Raw genomic sequence first — 22,260 nt, forward strand, 5'->3', positions numbered from 1 at the left:
AGCGCCTCGTAAGAGATTCCAGATTGAGCGGGGTCAACGCAGCTCGAACACGAAACGGTGGGTGGACCGCCCGGCCGGTGCCAGCACGGGGCAGCGCAGCCGGTAGACGTGGTCGGGCTGCCCGTGGTGGTCGGTGGTGAGCAGCTCCTCCACCACGGCCTGCGGCATGCCGCGCATCAGCCGGACGAGGCCGCCCCAGTCCGCCGCAGTCGCCGACAGCGCCGGTCTGCGGCGGCTGATGAAGATCTCGTCGATCGGCAGCGCCCGCTCGGCGTCGATCTCGTCGGTGAGCTCCAGCCGTCCCTCCGGGAACCAGCGGAAGCGCCGCACCAGCGACCGCAGCCCCGCGACCCGGTACGCCGAGGTCAGGTCCAGATCGAAGCAGAGCGTGCCGCCGTCGAACCCGTGGCGCAGGACCTTCGCGGCCCGGTCCCGCCCCGGCAGCTGGGCCTGCCCGTCGACGACCGGGACGGAGTGCCCCAGCGCCGAGGGCTGGAGCGCGTCGTAGCGCCCGGCCCGGAAGTACTCGGCGGTGTACTCGCCCGCGCCGAGGTCGTCGAGCACGCTCTCGCCCTGCGTGTGCAGGACGAAGTGACCGAGGTCGTTGTGGTTGTGCGGTTCGTCGTTGTGCCCGCCCTTGGCCGCGAACGCGTGCCGCCCGCGATGCACGGCCCAGCCGAGGTCCGGCAGGTAGCTGGACGTCTCCGCCTCCTCCGGAGCCGACAGCGGCCGGTGCCAGGACAGGGTGCGCGACAGGTGCCCCCACCGGTAGCAGTGGTCGTCGTGCAGCGACGGGACCACCGACGGCGGCGGCGTCCCGAACCGCTCGGCCAGCCGCGTGAGCAGCCCCGCGGGCAGCCACGGCCGCTCCGAGCCGTCCGAGAACGGCACGTACGCCCCGCCGCCCAGCGCGACCCGGTGCGGGAAGGCCGCGATCTCGCGCACCTTCGGCGCGGCGAGCAGATCCTCTCCGGTGTACGCCCGCAGCGCCTCGGCGAAGTACACGAAGTACCCGAAGCCGTAGACCCAGTAGTCGACGCCTTCGGCGCATCCGCCGTCGTCGCCGAACCCGGCCAGGTAGGACGCCATGGCCCGGCGGCTGCGGTCCAGCATCGCGCCGAGCCGGTCCCGGTCGCCGGGGGAGTCGCCGAGCAGCGCGAGCGCGGCCATGCCGACCGCCCCGCCGCACACCGCCTCCCAGTTGTTGCCGAACCCCTCCCAGGCCAGTGGCCGCTCGTCCGCGTACGGCGCGAACACCCGCCGCTCGACCTCGTCGCGGACCCGTTCGGCGACGCGCGGGTCGAGACGGTCGCCCAGCCCGGCGACGGTCTCGGCGAGGGTGTGCGCCGTCTCCGCGGCGAACAGGTCGACGCACCGCTCAGGCCGGGTGCCGTGGCGCTCGTGCGCGGGCAGCGCCCAGGTGTACTCGTCGCACACCGACCACAGGGTGTCCGCCAGCGGCCCGAGGTCGGCGCCCGGGTCGAGCAGCGCCTGGGCGGCGCGGGCGGCCAGCCGCGCGCGGCGGCGGAAGTAGCGGTCCTCGTAGCGCAGCCGGTTGCCGGTGTCGGCGAAGTCGCGGTACGCGGCGAAGGTCAGCTCGGGCATGGTGTCCTCGGCGGCCGCGGCGCGGATGTCGCGCACCAGCGAGGTGAGCGCGGCGGCGGGCCGGGGCAGGCCGGGTTCAGCCACGGGCGCCGCTGGAGTCGCGCACGATCAGCTGCGGGCTGACCAGCACCCGGTGCACCGGCCGGTCCGGGTCGAGCAGCCGCTGGGACAGCAGCTGCATCGCGGTCTGTCCGATGGGGTACTTGGCCGGCCGGATCGCGCTGAGCGCCGGGTTGGCCAGGCCCGCGACCTCGTCGTCGAACGCGACCACGGCCAGGTCCCCGGGGACCCGGACGCCGCGCTCCTCGCACCGCGCGACCAGCGAGATCGCCTCCCGGTCGGAGTGGGCCAGCAGCGCGGTGGTGCCGGTGGCGGTCCAGGCGTCGATGCCGCGGTCGATCTCGTCGCCCCAGCGCGGGTCGCGGTGGTCGGGGCTGATCAGCTCCGGCGTGCCCGCGAGGTCGAGCCCGATGTCCTCGGCGGTCTGCCGCCAGCCGCGGCGTACGGCGGGGGTGTGCGGGCTGCTGGCCGAGGCGAGGAAGCCGACCCGGCGGTGGCCCTGCGCGGCGAGGTGGCGCACGGCCAGGCTGGCGCCGAAGGCGTGGTCGGTGGAGACGGACTCGACGTGCTCCAGGTACGGCCCGACGGTGGCGGTGCGCTCGACGAACACGACGGGGATGTCCAGCCCGGCCAGCCAGGCGACCAGCGCCGCCGCCTCGTCGCCGACCGTGGGCGGGGCGATGAGCAGGCCCTGCACGCCCGCGTTCTCCATCAGCCAGGTCGTCTGGCGGCGTACGTCGGCGATGTCGTCGTAGGACGAGCCGCGCAGCACGATGCGCACCCCGGCGTCGGGGGCGGCGTCGCGGGCCCCGCGCACGATCTCGGGCCAGTAGTAGTCCAGCGACGGCACGACCATGCCCACGGCGGGCCGGTCGGCCTCGTCGGCGGCGGCGGGCCTGCCCTGGTCCTCGACCGCCACGGCGGCGGGCGGGGCGTCGGCGCCGCGGGGCAGCCGGATGCCGCCGTGCACGCGCTCGATGACGCCCTCGTCGGCGAGCTGGGCGATGTCGCGGCGCACGGTGACGGTGGTGACGCCGAGGGCGCGGGCGATCTCGCTGACCCGCAGCGTGCCGTGCGCGCGCAGGTCGGCCAGCAGCCGTTCGCGGCGCTGGTCGGGCAGCAGCGGGGACTCGGACAGGGTCACGCGTGGGCCTCCACGGTCGGGTAACGCGCGTAGGCGTCGATTGTGCACGGACGCCCGCGGCGGCAGCGCACGCGGCGGGTGGCCGTTCGGCCGGATGTGACCGGCCCGGACCGGCATGGTTGCACCGCACCCTCCCTCCGCTGAAACGAACAAATTCGTTCACAAAGAAAAGTCCAGGTCAACGGGTTTCGTGTTACAGCTCGGTAACGGGCCCTTGTCGTGCAGTTCTCGCGCTGGTCTACTCATCGCACCTGTTCGAACGAACAGAAATGAACATATCAGCAAAGCCGTACCGTGACCGGAGGGGCCACCGCATGTACCGTCCGCAGGCACTGCTCGTGATGCGGCCCGAGACGTTCCGGCTCCAGTTCGGGCCGCAGGAGCTGTCCCGGCTGCGGTCACTGGCCGACCTCGGCGATCCGATCTGGTCCGACGACATCGACGACCCGCACACCCGGGCCCGGCTGGCCCAGACCGAGGTGCTGATCACGTCCTGGGGCGCGCCCACCCTCACCGCCGAGCGGCTGGACGCCGCGCCCCGGCTGCGGGCCGTGCTGCACTGCGCCGGCAGCGTGCGCCACCTGGTCTCCGACGGCGTATGGCAGCGCGGCATCCTGGTCACCAGCGCCGCCGAGGCCAACGCCACCCCCGTCGCGGAGTACACGCTCGCCGCGATCATCTTCGCGGGCAAGAAGGCACACCTGCTCGCCGCGCAGTCGCGGCTGCACCCGGCCGACTGGGACGCCGTGCACCACCGCGAGGACCTGTCCAACTACGGCCGCACCGTCGGCATCGTCGGCTTCTCCCGCATCGGCCGCCGCGTCGTGGAGCGCCTGCGTACCATCGAGACCGGGCAGATCCTGGTCACCGACCCGTACGCGGACCCGGCCGCCGTCGCCGCCGCGGGCGGCCGCCTGGTCGAGCTGGACGAGCTGATGACCGCCTCCGAGATCGTCTCCCTGCACCTGCCGGAGCTGCCGCAGACCCGCCACGCCATCGGCGCCCGCGAGCTGGCCCTGCTGCCCGACGGCGCGACCGTCATCAACACCGCCCGCGGCGCCGTGCTCGACACCGCCGCGCTGGAGCGCGAGTGCACCACCGGGCGGCTCAACGCCATCCTCGACGTCACCGACCCCGAGCCGCTGCCCGCCGGGTCGCTGCTGGCCCAGCTGCCCAACGTCATGATCACCCCGCACATCGCCGGGTCGCTCGGCTCCGAGACCCGCCGGCTCAGCACGCAGGCGCTGGACGAGCTGGCCCGCTTCGTCCGCGGCGAGCCCGCGCTGCACGCCGTCACCAGCGAGGCCCTGGAGGTGAGCGCGTGAAGGAGAAGACCATGCGGCCCGAGGTGGACATCTCGCCGTACACCGGCTGGACCCGCACCGAGTGGGCCGCGCTGGCCGACCGGATGCTCGACGCCGCCTGGCGCCACGCCTCGCCGACCGGGGCCCGGATCACCCCGCCCGGCGCGCCCGGCGGCTACGGCACCGCGGTCGACGGGCTGGAGGGCTTCGCCCGCACCTTCCTGCTCGCCGGGTTCCGCATCGCCGGCGAGCACGGCGCCGACCCCGGCAACCTGCTCGAACGGTACGCCGCGGGCATCGCGGCGGGCAGCGACCCGCACTCGCCGGAGCGCTGGGTCATGCCCCGCGAGCACGGCCAGGCCAAGGTCGAGGCGGCCTCGATCGCGCTGATCCTGGACCTGACCCGGCCGTGGCTGTGGGACCGGCTCGACCCGGCCGTGCAGGAGCGGGTCGTGGACTACCTCGCGCAGGTCGTCGGCGACCACACCTACCCGCAGAACAACTGGGTGTGGTTCCGCATCGTGGTCGAGCAGTTCCTCGCCTCCGTCGGCGGCCCGTGGTCGCTTGCGGACATGGAGTCCGACCTGGCCCGGCACGAGTCGTTCGTCCGCGCGGGCGGCTGGTACAGCGACGGCGACGAGCGCAGTTACGACCACTACGTCGGCTGGGCGCTGCACCTCTACCCGATCCTGTGGAGCCGCATGGCCGGCGCGCAGGAGATGTCCGCGCCGCGCCTGCCCGCCTACCGGCAGCGGCTGGACCGGTTCCTGCTCGACGCCGTGCAGCTGGTCGGCGCGGACGGCTCGCCGCTGCTGCAGGGCCGCAGCCTGGTCTACCGGTTCGCGGCCGCCGCCCCGTACTGGGCCGGCGCCGTCGCGGGCAGCGAGGCGGTCAGCCCCGGGCTGCTGCGCCGGGCCGCATCCGGCGTGGTCAAGCACTTCGCCGACCGAGGCGCCCCCGACGAGGACGGACTGCTCACCCTCGGCTGGTTCCACCCGTGGCGGCGCATGGCCCAGCGCTACTCCGGCACCGCCTCGCCGTACTGGGCGGCCAAGGGCATGCTCGGCCTCGCGCTGCCCGCCGACCATCCCGTGTGGACCGCCGTCGAGCAGCCGCTGCCCGTTGAGCAGGGCGACCAGCTCGCCGTCATCGCCGCGCCCGGCTGGGCGGTGGCCGCGACCAGGGCCGACGGCGTCGTCCGGGTCTACAACCACGGCACCGACCACGCCCGCCCCGGCGACCGCACCGGCGACTCGCCGGTCTACGCGCGGCTGGGCTACTCGACCGCGACCGCGCCGGTGATGGACGACGACGGCTGGGACAGCCCGCTGGACCAGTCGGCGGTGCTGCTCGACGCGCTCGGCCGGGCCACCCACCGCAGCGGCTTCACCACGCTCGACGTCCGGCTGGACGACGGCGGGCAGGCCGCGGTGCTGGCCTCGCGCGCCCGCTGCCACTGGGTCGAGCCCGACCCCACCGCCCCCGACCACGGCTCCGGCCGCCCCGGCGCGGCCCTCGACGCGGGCACCCTCACCACGGTCTCGGTGGTGCGCGGCGCGTGGGAGGTCCGACTGGTCCACGTCGACCCGGCCGGTGCGCCCGGCTGGGAGCGGGTCACCGGGCTGCGGCTCGGCGGCTGGCCCGTCCCGGCCGCGGACCTGCCGGCCGCCGAACCTCACGGCCCCTTGACCGGCTCGGGCACCGCCTTTGCCGAGGCCCCGTCGGCACAGGAAGGCAGAACGGCTTCGGTCCAGCCTGGATCACCGCAGCCAGGCGGCACCGCTTCGGTCCAGGCCGGATCGCCGCAGGCAGCCGCCTGGCCCGTCGCGCACGCCGACGGGATCAGCCTCGCCTCGACCGCGATCGGCCTGTCCGGCCTGACCGTGGCCGGGGTGGACCGGCTGCCCGACGCCACCCCGCTGGGGGAGTGGACCGCCGTCCCGTGGCTGAAGGCGGTGCCGCGCGCGGGTGCCTGGCACGTCGCGGCGCTGGCGCTCAACGGTGGCACCGTGCCGCCGTATGCAGAGATCACCGGACCCGAGGACGCGCCGGTCGTCCGGGTCACCTGGCCGGACCAGGCCACCACCACGGCGGCGCTGCCCCTGCCGCCGACCGGCCCGCACCACCCCGCACAGAACCGATCCTCCGCCGCGTGAGCGGCTTTCCTGGCAGGAAGGAACGTTTCGTGATCAGAAGAAGGATGCTGGCAGCCGTTGGCCTGGCGATGGCCACGCTGCTGCCGCTCACCGCGTGCGGCGCCGGTGAGGACGAGGCCGAGGGCGGCCCCGTCGAGCTCACCGTCGCGGTGTGGAGCCTGGCCTCCACGCCCGAGTTCCAGACCCTGTTCGACGCCTTCCACAAGGCGAACCCGGACATCACCATCAAGCCCGTCGACATCCTGGCCGCCGACTACCCGACCAAGGTGACGACGATGCTCGCCGGTGGCGACACCACCGACGTCATCACCATGAAGACCCTCGCCGACTACGTGCGCTTCGCCGGCCGCGGCCAGCTCGCCGACGTCACGGACCTGGCGACCAAGCCCGAGTCCGCCAAGCTCGCCGGGCTCGACCAGTACAAGCAGGACGGCGACAAGTACTACGCGCTGCCGTACCGGCAGGACCACTGGGTCCTCTACTACAACAAGAAGATGTTCGACACGGCCAAGCTGCCCTACCCGGAGAACCTGACCTGGGACCAGTACGTCGAGGCCGCCAAGAAGCTGACCAGCGGCACCGGCGACAAGAAGGTCTACGGCGCCTACCAGCACGTGTGGCGCTCGGTGGTGCAGGCGATCTCGGCCGCGCAGACCGGCGGCGACCAGCTCGCCGGCGACTACAAGTTCTTCGCCGAGCAGTACCGCACCGCCCTGGCGCTGCAGGAGGCCGGGGCCACGCTCGACTACGGCACCGCGGTCACCCAGAAGACCGGCTACGCCTCGATGTTCGAGTCGCAGAAGACCGCGATGCTGCCGATGGGCACCTGGTTCATCGCGAAGCTGCTGTCGGAGAAGAAGAAGGGCACCACCGACGTCGACTGGGGCATCGCGCCCATGCCGCAGCGCACCGGCGCCAGCGGGGTCACCACGTTCGGGGCGCCGACCGCGTTCGCGGTGAACAAGAAGGCCAAGCACGCCGCGGCGGCCAAGAAGTTCGTCGAGTTCGCCGCCTCGGTGGAGGGCGCCAAGGCGATCGCGGGCATCGGCGTGGTGCCGGCGCTGAAGACCGACGAGGTCCTCCAGCAGTACTTCGCGCTGCAGGGCATGCCCACCGACGAGCTGTCCAAGAAGGCGTTCACCCCGGACAAGATCAACCCGGAGATGCCGGTCAGCGACAAGACGGCGAAGGTCGACACGATCCTCAACGAGGAACACCAGCTGATCATGTCGAAGCAGAAGTCGATCGACGACGCGATCAAGGAGATGGAGTCCCGCGTCAAGTCCGAGGTCGGCTGACCCTCGGCGCGGTGCGCCACCTGATTCACCACATTCCGGTACAGGCGCGGGGGCGGCATACTGGCCGTCCCCGCGGCCCCACGGGAGGACGAGATGGCAGACCTGCTCACCGCACCGCCGGCGACCGCGAGCGCCCCGCCTCCGCCACCGCGGGCGCGCGGCGCCAGGCGTGCCCGCACCACGCTCATCGGCTGGAGCTTCATCCTGCCGAACTTCCTCGGCTTCGCCCTGCTCACGCTCGTGCCGGTGCTCGGCGCGCTGGCACTGTCGTTCATGGAGTGGGACTCCTACAACCCGCCCGAGTGGGTGGGCCTGGACAACTTCGAGCGCTTCCTGAACGACGAGTCCACCCTGATCGCGCTGCGCAACACCGCCTACTACGCGCTCGGGCACGTGCCGCTGACGATGCTCGCCGCGCTCGGCCTGGCGCTGCTGCTCAACCGCCGGCTGCGCGGGGTCGGGTTCTTCCGCGCCGCGGCGTTCTTCCCGTACGTCACCTCGATGGTGGCCGTCGCCATCGTCTGGAACATGCTGTTCGACCCCGAGTTCGGCCCGGTCAACCAGTTCCTGCAGTTCATCGGCGTCGACTCCCCGCCCGGCTGGACCACCAGCGTCGACTGGGCCATGCCCGCGGTCATCCTCACCAGTGTGTGGCGCGACATGGGCTACTACATGGTGCTCTTCCTCGCCGGCCTGCAGGCCATCCCCACCGAGTACTACGAGGCCGCCAAGGTCGACGGCGCCACCGCCTGGCAGCGCTTCCGTGCCGTCACCCTGCCCGGCCTGCGGCCGGTGACCTTCCTGGTGCTGATCCTGCTGACCGTGCAGAGCTTCAAGATCTTCGACCTGATCGTCGTCATGACCGACGGTGGGCCGGGCCGGGCGACGCTCGTGCTGTCCCAGCAGATCTACCGCAAGGGCATCTGGGAGGGCGAGTTCGGCTACGCCTCGGCCATCTCCGTCGTGCTGTTCCTGATCGTGCTGGTCTTCACCCTGATCCAGTTCTGGTTCAACAACCGCCGGGAGCGCTCATGAGCACCGTCGACCCCGCCGCGCCCCCGGCAGGCCGCCGGCCCCGCGCGCTGGTCCAGACCATCCTGTACGCGGTGCTGGCCGTCTGCGCCCTGGCCATCCTGCTGCCCTTCGGGTGGATGATCAGTGCCTCGCTCAAACGCAACAACGAAGTCCTGACCAGCCCGATCCAGTGGATCCCGGCCGACTTCCAGTGGCACAACTTCACCGGCATCTGGTCGCAGATCCCGCTGGGCACCTACCTCGGCAACACCGTGTTCCTCAGCCTGGTGATCACACTGCTGCAGGTGCTGACGGGCAGCTTCGCCGCGTACGGGTTCGCCAAGGTCCGTTTCCGGGGCCGCGACGCGCTGTTCGTGGCGTACATCGCCACCATCGCCGTGCCGTGGCAGGCGTACATGATCCCGCAGTACATCATGATGCAGAAGCTCGGCCTTACCGACACGTTCCTGTCGCTCATCCTGCTGCAGGCGTTCGGCGCGTTCGGCGTCTTCCTGATGCGGCAGTACTACCTGACCATCCCCGACGAGCTGTGCGAGGCGGCCCGCGTCGACGGGCTGACCGAGTACGGCATCTGGGCACGGGTCGTGCTGCCGCTGTCGAAACCGGCCCTGGCCAGCCTGGCGCTGCTCACCTTCGTCAACACCTGGAACGACTACATGGGGCCGTTCATCTACCTGACCAGCAACGACCTGTGGACGATCCAGCTCGGCCTGCGCTCGTTCGTCGGCCAGTACGACGCCGACTACGCCATGATGATGACCGGCTCGGTGCTGTCGGTGCTGCCCATCCTGGTCATCTTCCTGCTCGGCCAGCGCTACTTCATCCAGGGCGTGGCCACGTCCGGAATGAAGGGGTGAGCTGACATGCGCCTGCTCGCCCGGCTGCCGTACGAGACCGTCTTCAACACGGTGTACGCGGGACTAAAAGTCAACCTGTGCCTGGTCGCGGCGACGCTGCCGCTGCTGGTCGCGCTGGCCGCCAGCCCCCGGCCGCTGGCGGCGTGGCCGTTCTTCACCGCGCTCGCCGTGCTCTGCGGACCGGCCGCGGCGGGCGCGTTCGGCGCGTTCGCCGCGTTCACCGACGGGGAGCACCGGATCGGCCGGGCGTTCTGGGCGGCGTACCGGGCGTCGTTCGGGCGCGCGCTGGCCGCCGCCGCGGTCGCGGCCGCGCTGGTGATCGTGCTCGCGGTGGATTTCCAGCTCGCTCTCGGCGGCCCGCTCGGCGCGGTGACCCCGGTGCTCGCGCTGCTGATCGCCCTGGTCGTCGCCGCCACCACGGGTCTGCTGACGACCGGCGCCAGGTGGCGGCCGAAGGCGCTGCTGACCTGTGCCTACCTGTCGGTGCGCTACTGGCACCTCAGCCTGATCAACGTTGCCGTCCTCGGCACCCTCGCCGCCGCCGTCACGGTCAAGCCGTCCGTAGGCCTGTTCCTGCTGCCCGCCCCGGCTCTGTACGTCGTCTGGGCGAACACCCGTCACCTGTGCGCCGCCCTGAAGGCCGCCGGGTACGGGCTCTGACGCTCCACGTGTCTCACCGGGGCAGCGCGGTCACGACGATGTTGTCGCGGTAGCTTCCGGTGCGCTCGTCGTAGGTGCCGCCGCAGGTGATGAGGGTGAGCCGGGCACCGCCTTCGCGGGTGAAGTAGGGATCGATGCGGCTGCCGCCCTTCGGCACCTGCTCGACGCCTGCGACGACGAACAAGCGCCGGGCCGTGCCGGTCGCGACGAGTTCCACGGCGTCCCCGGGTGCCAGTTCACGCAACCGGAACAGGGCGCCTCGGCCTTGCTCTCGGGTGTTGACGTGTCCGGCCAGCACGATCGAGCCGGTCGCGGTGTGCCAGCCGGGCCCGTGGCGATACCAGCCGACCCGGGACGGGTCGTCCGGCACCGCCAGCTGCCCGGTGGCCGCGTCGACGCCGACCGCGTCCACCGGAGCGTCCACGCCGAGGGACGCGATCCGCACTCGCGCCGGACCCGCTGCCGGTGCCGTCGCGGACGGCGTGGCCGCTGCCGCGGGCACCTGCACGGCAAGCACGCCGAAGCCCGGGAAACGGGGGCTCGGCGTGCGAAGCGGGTCGCCGGTGTCCGGCGCCGGGCGGGCCGCGGGAACGGCCGGGCGGCTGCTGGTGGCGGCCGGTGCGGCGGCGATGGCAGCAGTCAGCAGCAGACCGCCGGTCAGCACGATCGCCGCCGCGCGGGCGCGGGGGGACGTGCGGCGTGCCCGGCCGATGACGCCGGGCACGCCGAAGCGAAGTGTCATTTGTTCAGTCGGGTGAGCTTGCGGCCGCCGACGATCAGCAGGAGCAGTCCGGCAGCGGCCACGACCGCCCATCCGCCGGCCGCGCTCGGCGCCGGGAGGGGTGCTTCGCCGGCTTCCACGCCGGAGGGGGCCGAGTAGGCGCCTTCGATGACCTGCGTCACCAGGGCCAGGGACTTGGCCTCGGCCGAGCCGATGGCGTAGACGACGGTCACGCTGCCTTCGGCCAGGGTCAGGTCGGTGGCCGGGATGGCCACCGTGGAGGTGCCCGCGAGCACGACGTCGGCGCTGATCGTGCCGGCGTCGACCTCGATCTCCGCCTCATCGGGGTTGGCCAGCCCGGAGATGACCGCCGTGCCGCCGGCGCGGATGTCGACCGCGGGCGCGGCGGCGGTGTGCCGGACGATCAGCCGGGCCTTGCCGGCGGGCACCGCACTGACGTCGTTGACGAAAGCAGTGATCTTAGGCGCGCCGGCGTCGTCGAGATGGGCGACGACGCTGAGGTTCGCGCCGCCGGGCACCGCGGCGTCCTGAACGGAGACGATGGCGCTGGTCACGGGGTCGCCCGGCTTGGTGAGGTCGATGTCGTAGGAGCCCGCGGGCAGGTCCAGCGGTCCGGCGACGGTCCCGGGCTGGAAGTCACGCAGGGTGGCCTTCCCGTTGACGTAGACGTCCACGGGCGTGGCGGGGATGCCGTGCACGACGTACACCGCCGAGGTGGCGGCGTCGGCCGCCGCGGCGGGTAGGCCGGGCGATGCGGCCAGCAGAGTGAGAGCGGTGAGGGCGAGCGTGCGCCGCACGACTTTGTTGAGCATGAGATTCCTTTGAAGCCGTCCTGGCCGCCGTCGGCAGGTGACGTGCGGCAGCTGCGGGATCCGCCGCCGCTCATCATCCTGTCCGGAACGAAACACTCCTCGCAGGACAATAGGCAATTAGCCGCATAAAGTGACCGTCTGCCGAAGGGAGCGCGGAGTTCGCTGCCACGGCGTCGGGCGCTTGTTCGCTCACGCACCGGCCGAGGCGAGGCCACCGTCCACGATCGCCACGGCCAGCGGGCGGATCGCCTCCGGCGTGACCTGCTCGGCCGAGCCGGTGACCAGTGCGAACAGGGCGCCGCCGTACAGCACGAGCAGGGCGGGGATCGCGGCAGGGGGGATCGCCAACCCGGCTTCGGCGTGATGGCCGCCGGTGAAGGCGGCCATCGCCGCCATCAGCTCGTCGATGGCCACCGCGAGGGCGGGACGGCGCAGACTCTCCAGGCGCAGCTCGAAGATCGCGAGGTACCTGTTGCGGTGCGGCCCGGCGGCCAGCAGCAGCGAGCCCGCGATCAGCTCGATCGCCCGCTCCCGGTCGTCCCCGGCGGGCCGCCGGTGCGGGCCGTGCTCGATCGCCGCCGCCATGTCGGCCTGGTGCTGCTCCACCACCCGCCGCGCGGTCGCCACCAGCAGCGCCTCCCGGCTGCGGAAGTAGTTGGACGCGGTGCCGGCCGGCAGCCCGGCCCGCTGGTCGACCGCCCGGTGCGTGACGCCGTGCACCCCCGACTCCACGAGCAGCTCGATGGCGGCGTCGGCGAGCAGGTCCCGCCGCTGCTGGTTGGGTGGTGGCATCTGACCATCGTATGGCACCATCCGTAGTACAACGATCGTAGTGGACCGGTCCGGCGAGATCTTGTGCACTTCATGTCGTGTCAGCAGCACAAACCGCACAAGATCTGGAGTAGTGGAGGCAGGGCAGTGGAGATTCTGATCGCCGGAGGCGGGGTAGGCGGGCTCGCCCTGGCCCGCGGACTGATGGGCTCCGGCCACCGGGTGCGCGTGCTGGAGGCGGCACCGGCGCTGCGCACCGGCGGTGCGGCCTTCACCGTCTTCAGCAACGGCGCCGCCGCGCTCGCCGGGCTCGGCGCGCCGCTCGGCGGCTTCGGCGGGCGGCTCGACCGCCTGCGCTTCGACACCGCCGACGGCCGCACGATGGTCGACGCGGACCTCGCCGAGGTCGCCCGGCGCACCGGATTCCCCGTGGTCAGCACACCCCGCGCGCGATTGATCGAGCACCTCGCGGAGGGCGTCGACGTCGTGTTCTCCCACGAGATCGCCGACGTCGAGGTCCACCCGGACCGGGTGACCGCGATCGACGCCACCGGCGCCCGCCACGACGCCGATGTGCTGGTCGGCGCGGACGGGCACCGCTCCGCCGTACGCCGCGCCGTCCTCGACCCGGCGCCCGCCGCAGAGAACGAGTGGACCACCTGGCAGGGCCTGACCCCGGTGCTGCCGGAGCTGGCCGCGGGCAGCACCGGCGTGTGCGTGGTCGGCCCGGCCGGGCTCGTCGGCATGCTGCCCTCCGGCGACGGCCTGCTCCAGTGGTGGTTCGACGTGCACGAGCCGGTGACCGGGTCGCCCGCCGCCGCGCTCGCCCAGCGGTTCACCGGCTACGGCCCGCTGGTGGACGAGTTGCTGTCCCAGATCCGCGACCCGGACCTGGAGTCGTTCGCGCACGTGCTCCACCGCATCCCCGACCAGTGGGGACGCGGCGGCACGACGCTGCTGGGCGACGCCGCGCACGCCTTCCCGCCCACCCAGGCCCAGGGCGCCAACCAGGCCCTCGAAGACGCCTGGGTGCTCAGCCGCATCCTGCGGCCGGGCCCGGCCGACGTGCCCGCCGCGTTGCGGCGATACGAGAAGCTGCGTGCGCCCCGGGTGCGCAAGGTGTCGCGCCGGGCGGTCAGCGAACGGACGAACAAGCCCATGCCCGCGCCGGTGCGCCTGCTCACCGGCCTCATGCCGCCTTCGCTCATCGCCCGCGCCTACGCGCAGCAGCTGCGCGGCGTCAGCAGCGTTCTCAACGGCGAGAGCTGACTCCCGTCACCGCCTCGGCCAGCGCCCGGCCCGCCGCGGGCGCGATCTGCACCCCGTATCCGCCGAGCCCGGCCAGCCAGAAGAAGCCCGGCGCATCCGGGGCCTGCTTGATGACCGGCACGTCACCCGGTGCGCTGGTCCGCAGGCCCGCCCAGGCGCGATGGACCCGCCGGACCGGCAGCGTGGTCGCCTCCTGGACGCGCTGCGCGCCGACGGCGATGTCCAGGTCGTCCGGCCGGGCGTCGCCGGGCGGGACCGGGGTGGCGTCCACGGGCGACACGAGCAGCCGCCCCGACTCCGGCTTCAGGTAGAAGGTCTCGGAGACGTCGGCCACCATCGGCCAGTGCGCCGTGCTGACTCCCGCCGGGCCGTCGACGAGGAACGCGGTGCGCCGCCTGGGCACCAGGCCGCAGCCGCGCACCCCGGCGCTCGCGGCCACCTCGTCGGCCCAGGCTCCCGCCGCGTTGACCAGGCACGGCGCGGCGAAACCGGCGGCGTGCCAGCGGCCGCCGCGCCGCTCGACCGCGGTCGCCCTGGTGCGGGTGACCACCTGGCCGCCCGCGGCGGTGATCCCGCGCAGGAACCCGCGATGCAGCGCCTCGACGTCGATGTCGGCCGCGGCGGGCTTGTACATCGCGCGGGCGAAGAGCTCGGTGCGCACGACGGGGCAGCGCGCCCTCACCTCCGCCATGTCGATCTCGTGTACGGGCACCGGCGCGTCCTGGCCCTCGCCCAGCGCACGCCGGAAGCGCTCCTCCTCGCCCGGGACGCACAACGCGACCACGCCGCGCGGGCTCAGCAGCGGGTGCTCGGCGAAGCCCGGCGGCGGCACCTCGAAGAACGGGCGGCTGGCGGCGGTCAGCGCCCGGACGGCGGCGTTGCCGTAGTACTCGGAGAACAGCGCCGCCGAGCGCCCGGTCGCGTGGTAGCCGGGGCTGGACTCCATCTCCAGCAGCGTCACCGTGCCGTACGCCGACAGGAAGTAGCCCGCGCTCGCGCCGGCGATGCCGCCGCCCACCACGAGAAAGTCAGCCATGCCCCCGGCCCCGGTCAGGACAGTTCGGTGATCAGGGCGAGGGCCCGCTGCCGGCCCGCGGCCCGGATGGCGTCGTAGGCGGCCCGGTCACCGGCGCGCTGCTCGGCCAGCCGGGCCCGGTAGGCGGCGTCGAGGCCCTCCGCGGTCTTCACGAAACCGGTCCGGCCCGCGCACGTCGCCTCCTGCACGGCCCAGGCCCGTTCCTGGGCGAGCGCCGCCTCGCGGGACGGGGCGGTGCGGTAGGCCTGCGACGCCTCGTCGCGCAGGGCGCCCGGGTCGGCCGCCGGGTGTCCCGCGGCCCGCATGCAGTCGCGCCATCGCGCGAGCGCGTCCTGATACGCGGGCATGGCCGTCACCGCGGGGACGACCTCGGCGTCCATGTTGCGCCAGCCGGTGTCGAGCCGCAGCCATTCGGCGAGGTCGCCGTACAGCTCGGTGCGCGCCGCGGCGAGGCACCCGTCACGGCTGGTCCGGACCACGGCACCGCTCGCCAGCGATGCGGACACGGTCTGTTTCGGATCACCGTGGTAGGCGGCGTCGTAGGCGGCCCGGCGATCGTCGGGGAGCTTGGCCAGGTAGGCGCGGTTCGGTTCGGGTGCCTGCGTCGCCGAGGTGTGCCGCTGCGCGCCGATGCCGAAGCCGTGCGCCGCGGCCCACGCGTCGTCGTCGTTGCCGTACCGGTGGCGCGGCTGCTCCTCGGCTGCCGGCGCCGACCACCGGACCCACACCCGGAAGCCCCGGTCGGCCATGCAGCGCGCGGCCAGCGTCTGCTCGGCCCAGCCCAGCAGGTCCTCGTCCGGGGTCGCGGCGCCGGGCACCCCGTCGAGCTGCACGACCTCGCCCGCGGCGGCCGGCTGCCAGTAGTCGCGCAGCAGCACGCCCCCCACCCCGACGGCGAGCCCGACCGCCAGCGACGACAGGAGCCACCGGCGCGAGCGCCCGGTGCCGCGATCACTCGTCACGGACATCTCTCACGCCTCCACCAGGGCCGTGCGCGCGTTCTCGAGCGCGCGGGTAAGGGCGTCGCGGTAGGCGACGAACTGCGGTTCGAGCCGGCCGAACGCCGAGGCGACGGCCTCGCGCCAGGCCTGCGGCTGAAGCTGCCGCAGGCCGCTGCGGTCGGCGCACTCGGCGTCGGCCGTGGCCAGGGCGATCTCCTTGGGCCGGGCCTGCGCGAACGGCCAGGGGCCGCCGGCCGGCACCGGCTCGTCGCCGGAGTCGCCGGCCGGGTAGTGGAAGTGCTCGGCGTAGCGGTACGCCTGTGCGGGATCGGCGAACCGGGGCTGGCCGTGCTGCTCCACGCAGGACGACCAGCCGGTCAGCGCCGCCTTGAGCCGCGGGTGCTCGTGGTAGGCGTCCTGCGCCGCCGGTGCCAGCTCGGTGACGGGGTTGCGCGGCCCGTGGCGGCCGGCGCCGTGCAGGACCGCGTAGGCCTCGCCCAGGCAGCCGGCGGGCAGTGGGCGCCCGTCGGGGCCGTCCCGCCAGGGCGCGCCGTCCGCCGTACGCGACCAGGCCTGCTCGTAACGTTCCTGCTCGGCCCTGGCCAGCCGGCTGAACCTGTCGGCCGGTGGGCTTGGCTCGGCGGACGCGGCCGTCTCGCCGATGCCGTACCCGCGGGTCCTGGCGTCGGCCAGGCCGGGGGACGGCAGCGGGGGCGGGACCGCGTCGGTGCGCGCGGTGACCGGCGGCCTGGTGGGGTGCACGGTGAAGCCCTGGCGGGTCATGCACCGCACGGCCAGCTGGACCTGGGCGGTGCGGACCTGAGCCTCGAGCTGGTTGGCCTCGGCGAGGGCCGCTTCGACGGCGGCGGAGGCGTCGGTGGCGGTGCCGGTGGCAGGGGGTGCCGGAGGTGGCCCGGCGGGCGGCGTGGCGCCGCACGCCGAGACCAGGACCAGCACCAACCCGATGCCGACCGCCCCGTTTCGGGTTGGCATCACGGCCGCGTTCAGCAGGAACTGCGCCACACGTGCGCGGACGTCCGGTTGCGCATGTCACCGGGGTTGCCGTTCCAGCTGTCGAGCGTCACGCCGTTCTGGATGCACAGCGACAGCCCGGAGCCTCCGGCGTACTGGTAGATCTGCACGTCGTTGTTGTAGCTCGGGGTGCCGTGGTTCCACCAGGACTCGGAGTTGTCGTTGATGCTCTGGCCGTTGGCCAGTTTCGGCACGTCGGACGCGGCCCAGTCCCACTTGGTGTTGTAGAAGCCGATGCCGTAGTCGTCGTAGCCGTACTTGTCCCAGGCGCAGAAGTAACCGACGTGGCAGCCGCCGACGCCTTCGTCGTCGACGTCCCACGCGCCTTCGAGCCTGATGAAGTTGCCGATGTAGTGCGCCGAGGCGGGCGTGGCCCCGAGGATCACCCCGAGAGCCGTCATTGCCGCGACCACGGGTGCGAGGATTTTTGTCCTGTTCACGCTGGCGCTTCCCTCCGTGAGTAGGACGGTCGGCATCGGTGGTCGCCGATCGCCCATGGCCCGACAGACTACGTCACCCGTCGATGTATTCGAGTGCCGAGAAAGGTAACGCTCCAATAACGTCTTGCAGATACAGCGCTGCAACCAGTATTAACACGCGAGATACATCGATCAGTTTTTAGTCGAACCTCTAGATATTTCGATGGGTTCCACATTATGGTCTACCTCCACACGCCACTGTCGACGGGGCATCGGGATGGTTGGGGCAGATGGACGCGCAAACCCGGGAGCTGGTGCTGGGCGCATACGCTGGGAAGGCGTACGACGACGGGCCCTTCCGGGCGATCCCGTCGATGATCGAGGAGCAGGCCGACCTGCGTCCTGATCGGCCCGCGCTGACCTACCAGGGCCGCACGCTCAGCTACCGCGATGTCGACGAGCTGGCCGACGGCCTCGGCGGGCAGTTGCGCGACCTGGGTGTGACCAGGGGCGACGTCGTGCCGGTGCTGCTGGCCAACGGGCTGGAGATGCCGATCGCGTACCTCGCGCTGATGAAACTCGCCGCCGCGTTCGTGCCGCTGGACCCCGCCTGGCCGGCCGACCGCCTGCGGGCCACCATCGGCGCGCTCAGGCCGCGCCTGGTGCTCTGCGCCGAACCCGCCGCCGTGCCCGAGGAGCTGCGCGGGCTGGCCCTGCCGCTCGACGTCGACCTGATCAGCCGCGCGCCGGAGCGGCTCGGCACGCCGGTCATGGCGGACGACCTCTGCTACGGCATCTTCACCTCGGGCACCACCGGCGAGCCCAAGTGCGCACTCAACCTGCACGCCGGGCTGACCAACCGGTTCCGCTTCATGACGCGGTACTTCGCCGCGACCGGCGAGGAGGTGGTGCTGCAGAACAGCAAGCACACCTTCGACTCCTCCGTGTGGCAGCTGTTCTGGCCGCTGACCACGGGCGCCCGCTGCGTCATCCCGGCCCAGGGCGAGTTCCTCGACCTGGAGCACACGATCGCGACCATCGCCCAGCACCGCATCACCATGACCGACTTCGTGCCGAGCATCTTCAACCTGCTCGTCACGATCGTCGACCGGGACCGGCGGTCCCTGGCGAAGATCTCCTCGCTGCGGCAGCTGATCGTCGGCGGCGAGGAGATCAGCCCCAGGATGGCCCACCGGCTGTGCGAGCTGCTGCCGGACCTGCGCATCACCAACGGGTACGGCCCCACCGAGGCCTCCATCGGGATGATCTTCCATCCGGTCTCCCCGGCCGACGGCGACGTGATCCCGCTGGGGCGGCCCATCGACAACTGCTACGCGGTCATCGTCGACGACGACCTGCGGCCGCTGCCCCCGGGCACGCCGGGCGAGATCGTCATCGGCGGGGTCTGCCTCGGCCGGGGCTACCTGGACGACCCGGTCCGCACCGGCGAGGTGTTCGTCCGCAACCCGTTCCCCGAGCTGCCCGGCCCGCTGCTGTACCGCACCGGCGACCTCGGCCACGTGGACGACCGGGGCCGGTTCGTCTTCCACGGCCGCAAGGACTCCCAGGTCAAGATCGCGGGCGTGCGCATCGAGCTGGGCGAGATCGAGGCGGCCGCGGCGGGCTGCCCCGAGGTGCGCGAATGCCGCGTGCTCGTGCACGCGGCCGACGGCGGGCGGTCACTGGCGATCTTCGCGGCCGGCGACGAGCGGCTGACCGAGGCGTCGCTGCGCGCCCACCTCCGCGGCGTCCTGCCGCGCACCATGCTGCCCCGGCACTACGTCGTGCTGCCCGAGCTGCCGCTGACCGGCAACGGCAAGGTCGACCGCCGGGCGCTGGCGGGCATGCTCACGCGGCGGCTGGAGCGCGAACTGCCCACCCCGACGTCGCTGGCCGACCGGGTGCTGCACGTGCTGCGCACCGTGCTCGGCCAGCCGGGGCTCGGCGGCGCCGACGACTTCTTCCGCAGCGGCGGCGACTCCCTGCAGGCGCTGGCGGCCGTGACCGAGCTGGCCCGCGAGACGGGAGTCGGCCTCGGCGTCCAGGACCTGATCGACGCGCCGACCGCCGCCGCCATGACCGAGCTGGTGTGGCGGCGCTCCGGTGACGGCGACACCGGAATGCACGACGGCACGCTGCTGCTCGCCGACGCGGTCGTGCCCGACGACCTCGTGATACGCCGGGCCGGCCGGCCCGGCGAGCCGCGCGTGGTGCTGCTCACCGGCGCCACCGGCTTCGTCGGCGCCCGCCTGGCCTACGAGCTGCTCAGCGGCACGGACCTGGAGGTCGTCTGCCTGTGCCGCGCGGTCGACGACGCCGACGCGCTCGCGCGGGTCACGGCGGCGCTGAGCGGGCAGGGGCTGTGGGAGCCGGGATTCGCGCAGCGGCTGTCGGCGTACGCCGGAGACCTGGCCCGTCCCCGGCTCGGCCTGCCGGACCAGGTGTGGGATCACCTGGCCGAGACCTGCGACACCGTGCTCCACAACGGAGCCATGGTCAACTTCCTCTACGACTACCGCGCGCACCGGGCCGCCAACGTGCTGGGCACGGGGGAGCTGCTGCGACTGGCGATGACCGGCCGGACGAAGCCGATCCACCACATCTCGACGCTGGGCGCGCTGGAGGCCGAGGCCGCCCTGCACACCAGTCCGCTGCCGGAGGACGTCGACGTGCTGGCCGTGCAGCCGCCGATCGGCGGCTACAGCCGGTCCAAGCTGGTCGCCGAGCAGCTGCTGGCGCAGGCGCGCCGCCGCGGCGCGGCGGTGACCGTCTACCGGCTCGGCGAGATCATGCCGGCCGCCGACAACGGCTGGCCGAACCGGCGGGCGCTGACGCACCTGCTGCTGTCGGCGTTCCACCGGCTGAAGATGAGCCCGGCGGTGCCGATGAGCTCGGACTACACGCCGGTGGACTACGCGGCGCGGCGCGTCGTCGCGGGGCTGCGGGATCCGCGGGCGGCCGGCGGCACGCTGCACGTCTTCCATCCCGAGAGCGTCAGCTACACCGAGCTGCCCGCCCGTGGCGTGGCGACGTGGTCGACGGTCGACTGCCGGACCTTCGTGGCTGGCCTGCGCGAGGCGGCCGGTGACACGTCCGACTGGGAACTGAGCACGCTGCTGGCGCTGCTGCGGCTGCCCGACGGCGCCGACGAGGCGACCCTGGCCCGCCGCCTCGGTGGCCTGCTCACGGACAACCCGGTGCTGTTCGGCAAGGACGCCTGCCAGGCGCTGGCGCGGCGCTGGGCACTGTCCGACGAGTCGCTGCACGGCTCGATGGCCGCGTACCACCGGTGGCTGGGCGGGCCGGGGGCGCTGCCCGCACCGCGGGATCCGGTGCCGCCGGGTGACGCCGTGCGGCTGCGCCCGGCAGCTTATTGATCGTCTTGATCGAGGTCGCAGGAGAGGGAGACGAGTGGAATACCGCACGATGGGCCGACTCGGCTGGCAGGTCAGCGAGGTCGGCTACGGCATGTGGGGCATCGGCGGCGGGCCCGGCGGCTTCACCGGCTGGGACTACGACGCCGCGCCGGGCTGCCTCGACGAGGCGGTCGAGCTGGGCTGCAACTTCTTCGACACGGCCTGGGTGTACGGGCGGGGGGTCAGCGAGCAGCTGCTCGGCGCGCTGCTGCGCCGCCACCCGGACCGGCGGCTGTACGTCGCCACCAAGATCCCGCCGCGCAACCGGGAGTGGCCGCCCGGCCCGCACGACACCCTCGACGATGTCTTCCCCGCCGCGCACATCCGCGAGTACACCGAGCACAGCCTCAAGAACCTGGGCGTGGACCGGATCGACCTGATGCAGTTCCACGTCTGGGAGGACCGCTGGGCCGCCGACGAGCGCTGGCAGGAGGCGATCGCCGAGCTCAAGAGCGACGGGCTGATCGACGGCGTGGGCATCAGCGTCAACCGGTGGGAGCCGGCCAACTGCCTGCGGGCGCTGGATACCGGGCTGATCGACGTCATCCAGGTCATCTACAACATCTTCGACCAGGCGCCCGAGGACGAGCTGTTCGCCCGCGCGCAGGCCGACGGCATCGGCATCATCGCGCGGGTCCCGTTCGACGAGGGCGGCCTGACCGGCACGCTCACCGCCGACACGGTGTGGCCCGAGGGCGACTGGCGCGGCACCTACTTCGGCCCGGAGAACCTCGGCCCGACGGTGGCACGGGCCGAGCGGCTCAAAGAGCTGCTCCCGGAGGGCATGACCCTGCCTGAGCTGTCGCTGCGGTTCATCCTGGCGCATCCGGCCGTCAGCACGGTGATCCCGGGCATGCGGCGCTCCGCGCACGTCCGCGCCAACCTGGGCGTCAGCGACGCCCGGCCGCTGCCCGCCGGGCTCGTCGAGACCCTGCGCGCGCACCGCTGGGACCGCACCCCGACCGCGTGGTCGCAGTGACCGTCATCGCGATGTGGGCCCACCCGCGGGCCGTGTCCACCGCGTTCCTGCGCATGATGCTCGAACGCGGTGACGTCACCGTGGTGCACGAGCCGCTGGTCACCCTCGCCGACTGGCACGAGCTGACGATGCCGGCGCTCGACGGCGCCGGCACGGTCACCCTGCACGACGCCGGCGCCGTGCTGGCCCACCTGGCCGCGCTGGGCCGGGACCGTACGGTCTTCTTCAAGGACACCCTGGAGTATCGCCACCAGCACCTCTTCGACCACCCGGAGCAGGTGGCCGACATGGTGCACACGTTCATCGTGCGCGACCCGGCCAAGGCGATCGCCTCGCACTACGCGATGAAACCGACGGTCACCTGCCCGGAGATCGGCTTCGAGCACCAGTGGGACCTGTTCGAGCTGGCGCGGCGGGTCACCGGGCGCACGCCGCTGGTGATCCGGTCCGAGGAGCTGACCAGCGACCCGGCCGGGGCGGTCGGCCGCTACTGCGCGCGGGTCGGGCTGCCGTTCCTGCCGCACGCGCTGCGCTGGCGCCCCGAGGACCGGCCCGAATGGCACCGGACCCGGCAGTGGCACGTGGACGCCAGCGCCAGCTCCGGGTTCGCCCCGATCGCGCGCAGCTACGACGCCACCGTCGACAACGACCCGCGGCTGCGCGCCTTCCACGATCACCACCTGCCCTTCTACCAGCGCCTGATCGCGCACGCCAGTTAAGGAGC

The 22,260-nt window shown here is 72.9% G+C and carries 19 protein-coding genes; 10 read left to right on the forward strand and 9 right to left on the reverse strand.

Annotation, left to right across the window (positions count from 1 at the left end; all coding sequences use genetic code 11):
- Positions 1-33: 33 nt before the first annotated feature.
- Positions 34-1,689, reverse strand: coding sequence for a heparinase II/III family protein (locus CS0771_RS16410; protein ID WP_212841798.1), 1,656 nt, complete (start codon positions 1,687-1,689; stop codon positions 34-36).
- Positions 1,682-2,809, reverse strand: a complete 1,128-nt coding sequence (locus tag CS0771_RS16415) for a substrate-binding domain-containing protein (RefSeq protein ID WP_212841799.1) — start codon at positions 2,807-2,809, stop codon at positions 1,682-1,684. Before CS0771_RS16415 ends, CS0771_RS16410 begins: the two co-directional genes overlap by 8 nt.
- Before the next feature lie 314 nt (positions 2,810-3,123).
- Between CS0771_RS16415 and CS0771_RS16420 the strand changes: the two genes are divergently transcribed.
- The 6 genes from CS0771_RS16420 (at position 3,124) to CS0771_RS16445 (ending at position 10,119) form a co-directional block, all read left to right on the forward strand.
- Positions 3,124-4,134 carry a hydroxyacid dehydrogenase gene (locus CS0771_RS16420; protein ID WP_212841800.1) on the forward strand — a complete coding sequence of 337 codons (1,011 nt, stop codon included), beginning with the start codon at positions 3,124-3,126 and terminating at the stop codon, positions 4,132-4,134.
- On the forward strand, positions 4,131-6,269 hold the full coding sequence (locus CS0771_RS16425; RefSeq protein WP_244870831.1) for a DUF2264 domain-containing protein: 2,139 nt from the start codon (positions 4,131-4,133) through the stop codon (positions 6,267-6,269). Before CS0771_RS16420 ends, CS0771_RS16425 begins: the two co-directional genes overlap by 4 nt.
- Positions 6,270-6,298: 29 nt before the next feature.
- Entirely contained in the window at positions 6,299-7,567 is a 1,269-nt protein-coding gene (locus tag CS0771_RS16430) for an ABC transporter substrate-binding protein (protein WP_244870832.1), read from the forward strand.
- 93 nt (positions 7,568-7,660) lie between these two features.
- Entirely contained in the window at positions 7,661-8,602 is a 942-nt protein-coding gene (locus tag CS0771_RS16435) for a carbohydrate ABC transporter permease (RefSeq protein ID WP_212841801.1), read from the forward strand.
- Positions 8,599-9,459 (forward strand): carbohydrate ABC transporter permease, encoded by an 861-nt coding sequence (locus CS0771_RS16440; RefSeq protein ID WP_212841802.1) that lies wholly within the window; start codon positions 8,599-8,601, stop codon positions 9,457-9,459. The genes CS0771_RS16435 and CS0771_RS16440 overlap by 4 nt, the downstream gene beginning before the upstream one ends.
- Before the next feature lie 6 nt (positions 9,460-9,465).
- Positions 9,466-10,119 carry a DUF624 domain-containing protein gene (locus CS0771_RS16445; protein WP_212841803.1) on the forward strand — a complete coding sequence of 218 codons (654 nt, stop codon included), beginning with the start codon at positions 9,466-9,468 and terminating at the stop codon, positions 10,117-10,119.
- A gap of 13 nt (positions 10,120-10,132) precedes the next feature.
- On the opposite strand, the gene CS0771_RS16450 is transcribed toward CS0771_RS16445, so the two are convergent.
- The 3 genes from CS0771_RS16450 to CS0771_RS16460 all read right to left on the reverse strand — a co-directional run bounded on the left by CS0771_RS16450 (position 10,133) and on the right by CS0771_RS16460 (position 12,465).
- Positions 10,133-10,861 (reverse strand): class F sortase, encoded by a 729-nt coding sequence (locus CS0771_RS16450; RefSeq protein ID WP_212841804.1) that lies wholly within the window; start codon positions 10,859-10,861, stop codon positions 10,133-10,135.
- Positions 10,858-11,673 (reverse strand): DUF4397 domain-containing protein, encoded by an 816-nt coding sequence (locus CS0771_RS16455; protein ID WP_212841805.1) that lies wholly within the window; start codon positions 11,671-11,673, stop codon positions 10,858-10,860. The genes CS0771_RS16450 and CS0771_RS16455 overlap by 4 nt, the downstream gene beginning before the upstream one ends.
- A 189-nt stretch (positions 11,674-11,862) precedes the next feature.
- Complete coding sequence (locus CS0771_RS16460; protein ID WP_212841806.1) at positions 11,863-12,465, reverse strand: TetR/AcrR family transcriptional regulator; 603 nt, start codon at positions 12,463-12,465, stop codon at positions 11,863-11,865.
- A gap of 126 nt (positions 12,466-12,591) precedes the next feature.
- On the opposite strand from CS0771_RS16460, the gene CS0771_RS16465 reads away from it, so the two are divergent.
- Positions 12,592-13,713 carry an NAD(P)/FAD-dependent oxidoreductase gene (locus tag CS0771_RS16465; protein ID WP_212841807.1) on the forward strand — a complete coding sequence of 374 codons (1,122 nt, stop codon included), beginning with the start codon at positions 12,592-12,594 and terminating at the stop codon, positions 13,711-13,713.
- Here the strand turns inward: CS0771_RS16465 and CS0771_RS16470 are convergent.
- From CS0771_RS16470 to CS0771_RS16485, 4 genes are read right to left on the reverse strand one after another with little or no spacing between them, the layout of a single operon-like run.
- The gene (locus CS0771_RS16470) at positions 13,697-14,749 is read right to left on the reverse strand and encodes an FAD-binding oxidoreductase (RefSeq protein ID WP_212841808.1); all 1,053 of its coding nucleotides are present in this window, start codon (positions 14,747-14,749) and stop codon (positions 13,697-13,699) included. The two genes, CS0771_RS16465 and CS0771_RS16470, sit on opposite strands and share 17 nt — an antisense overlap.
- Before the next feature lie 14 nt (positions 14,750-14,763).
- A complete protein-coding gene (locus tag CS0771_RS16475; RefSeq protein ID WP_212841809.1) occupies positions 14,764-15,711 on the reverse strand; it encodes a hypothetical protein in 948 nt (315 codons plus the stop codon).
- Between the two features lie 9 nt (positions 15,712-15,720).
- Complete coding sequence (locus CS0771_RS16480) at positions 15,721-16,683, reverse strand: hypothetical protein (RefSeq protein WP_212841810.1); 963 nt, start codon at positions 16,681-16,683, stop codon at positions 15,721-15,723.
- Between the two features lie 11 nt (positions 16,684-16,694).
- Positions 16,695-17,123 (reverse strand): peptidase inhibitor family I36 protein, encoded by a 429-nt coding sequence (locus tag CS0771_RS16485; RefSeq protein WP_212841811.1) that lies wholly within the window; start codon positions 17,121-17,123, stop codon positions 16,695-16,697.
- A gap of 308 nt (positions 17,124-17,431) precedes the next feature.
- Between CS0771_RS16485 and CS0771_RS16490 the strand changes: the two genes are divergently transcribed.
- Genes CS0771_RS16490 through CS0771_RS16500 form a run of 3 tightly spaced genes read left to right on the forward strand, consistent with a single transcriptional unit; the run spans position 17,432 to position 22,255 of the window.
- A complete protein-coding gene (locus CS0771_RS16490; RefSeq protein ID WP_212841812.1) occupies positions 17,432-20,518 on the forward strand; it encodes an amino acid adenylation domain-containing protein in 3,087 nt (1,028 codons plus the stop codon).
- A gap of 34 nt (positions 20,519-20,552) precedes the next feature.
- Positions 20,553-21,536: an aldo/keto reductase gene (locus tag CS0771_RS16495; protein ID WP_212841813.1), complete on the forward strand. Its 984-nt coding sequence runs from the start codon at positions 20,553-20,555 to the stop codon at positions 21,534-21,536.
- Entirely contained in the window at positions 21,524-22,255 is a 732-nt protein-coding gene (locus tag CS0771_RS16500; RefSeq protein WP_212841814.1) for a hypothetical protein, read from the forward strand. The genes CS0771_RS16495 and CS0771_RS16500 overlap by 13 nt, the downstream gene beginning before the upstream one ends.
- Positions 22,256-22,260 lie beyond the last annotated feature (5 nt).

Source organism: Catellatospora sp. IY07-71, from assembly GCF_018326265.1.
In the GTDB taxonomy this organism is placed as follows: domain Bacteria; phylum Actinomycetota; class Actinomycetes; order Mycobacteriales; family Micromonosporaceae; genus Catellatospora.

What these genes read in the sequence shown, in the direction of transcription:
- CS0771_RS16420 (WP_212841800.1), top strand. Translation starts at nt 3,124, where the DNA reads ATGTACCGTCCGCAGGCACTGCTCGTGATGCGGCCCGAGACGTTCCGG.
- CS0771_RS16435 (WP_212841801.1), top strand. Translation starts at nt 7,661, where the DNA reads ATGGCAGACCTGCTCACCGCACCGCCGGCGACCGCGAGCGCCCCGCCT.
- CS0771_RS16440 (WP_212841802.1), top strand. Translation starts at nt 8,599, where the DNA reads ATGAGCACCGTCGACCCCGCCGCGCCCCCGGCAGGCCGCCGGCCCCGC.
- CS0771_RS16445 (WP_212841803.1), top strand. Translation starts at nt 9,466, where the DNA reads ATGCGCCTGCTCGCCCGGCTGCCGTACGAGACCGTCTTCAACACGGTG.
- CS0771_RS16450 (WP_212841804.1), bottom strand. Translation starts at nt 10,861, where the DNA reads ATGACACTTCGCTTCGGCGTGCCCGGCGTCATCGGCCGGGCACGCCGC.
- CS0771_RS16455 (WP_212841805.1), bottom strand. Translation starts at nt 11,673, where the DNA reads ATGCTCAACAAAGTCGTGCGGCGCACGCTCGCCCTCACCGCTCTCACT.
- CS0771_RS16460 (WP_212841806.1), bottom strand. Translation starts at nt 12,465, where the DNA reads ATGCCACCACCCAACCAGCAGCGGCGGGACCTGCTCGCCGACGCCGCC.
- CS0771_RS16470 (WP_212841808.1), bottom strand. Translation starts at nt 14,749, where the DNA reads ATGGCTGACTTTCTCGTGGTGGGCGGCGGCATCGCCGGCGCGAGCGCG.
- CS0771_RS16480 (WP_212841810.1), bottom strand. Translation starts at nt 16,683, where the DNA reads ATGCCAACCCGAAACGGGGCGGTCGGCATCGGGTTGGTGCTGGTCCTG.
- CS0771_RS16485 (WP_212841811.1), bottom strand. Translation starts at nt 17,123, where the DNA reads ATGACGGCTCTCGGGGTGATCCTCGGGGCCACGCCCGCCTCGGCGCAC.
- CS0771_RS16490 (WP_212841812.1), top strand. Translation starts at nt 17,432, where the DNA reads ATGGACGCGCAAACCCGGGAGCTGGTGCTGGGCGCATACGCTGGGAAG.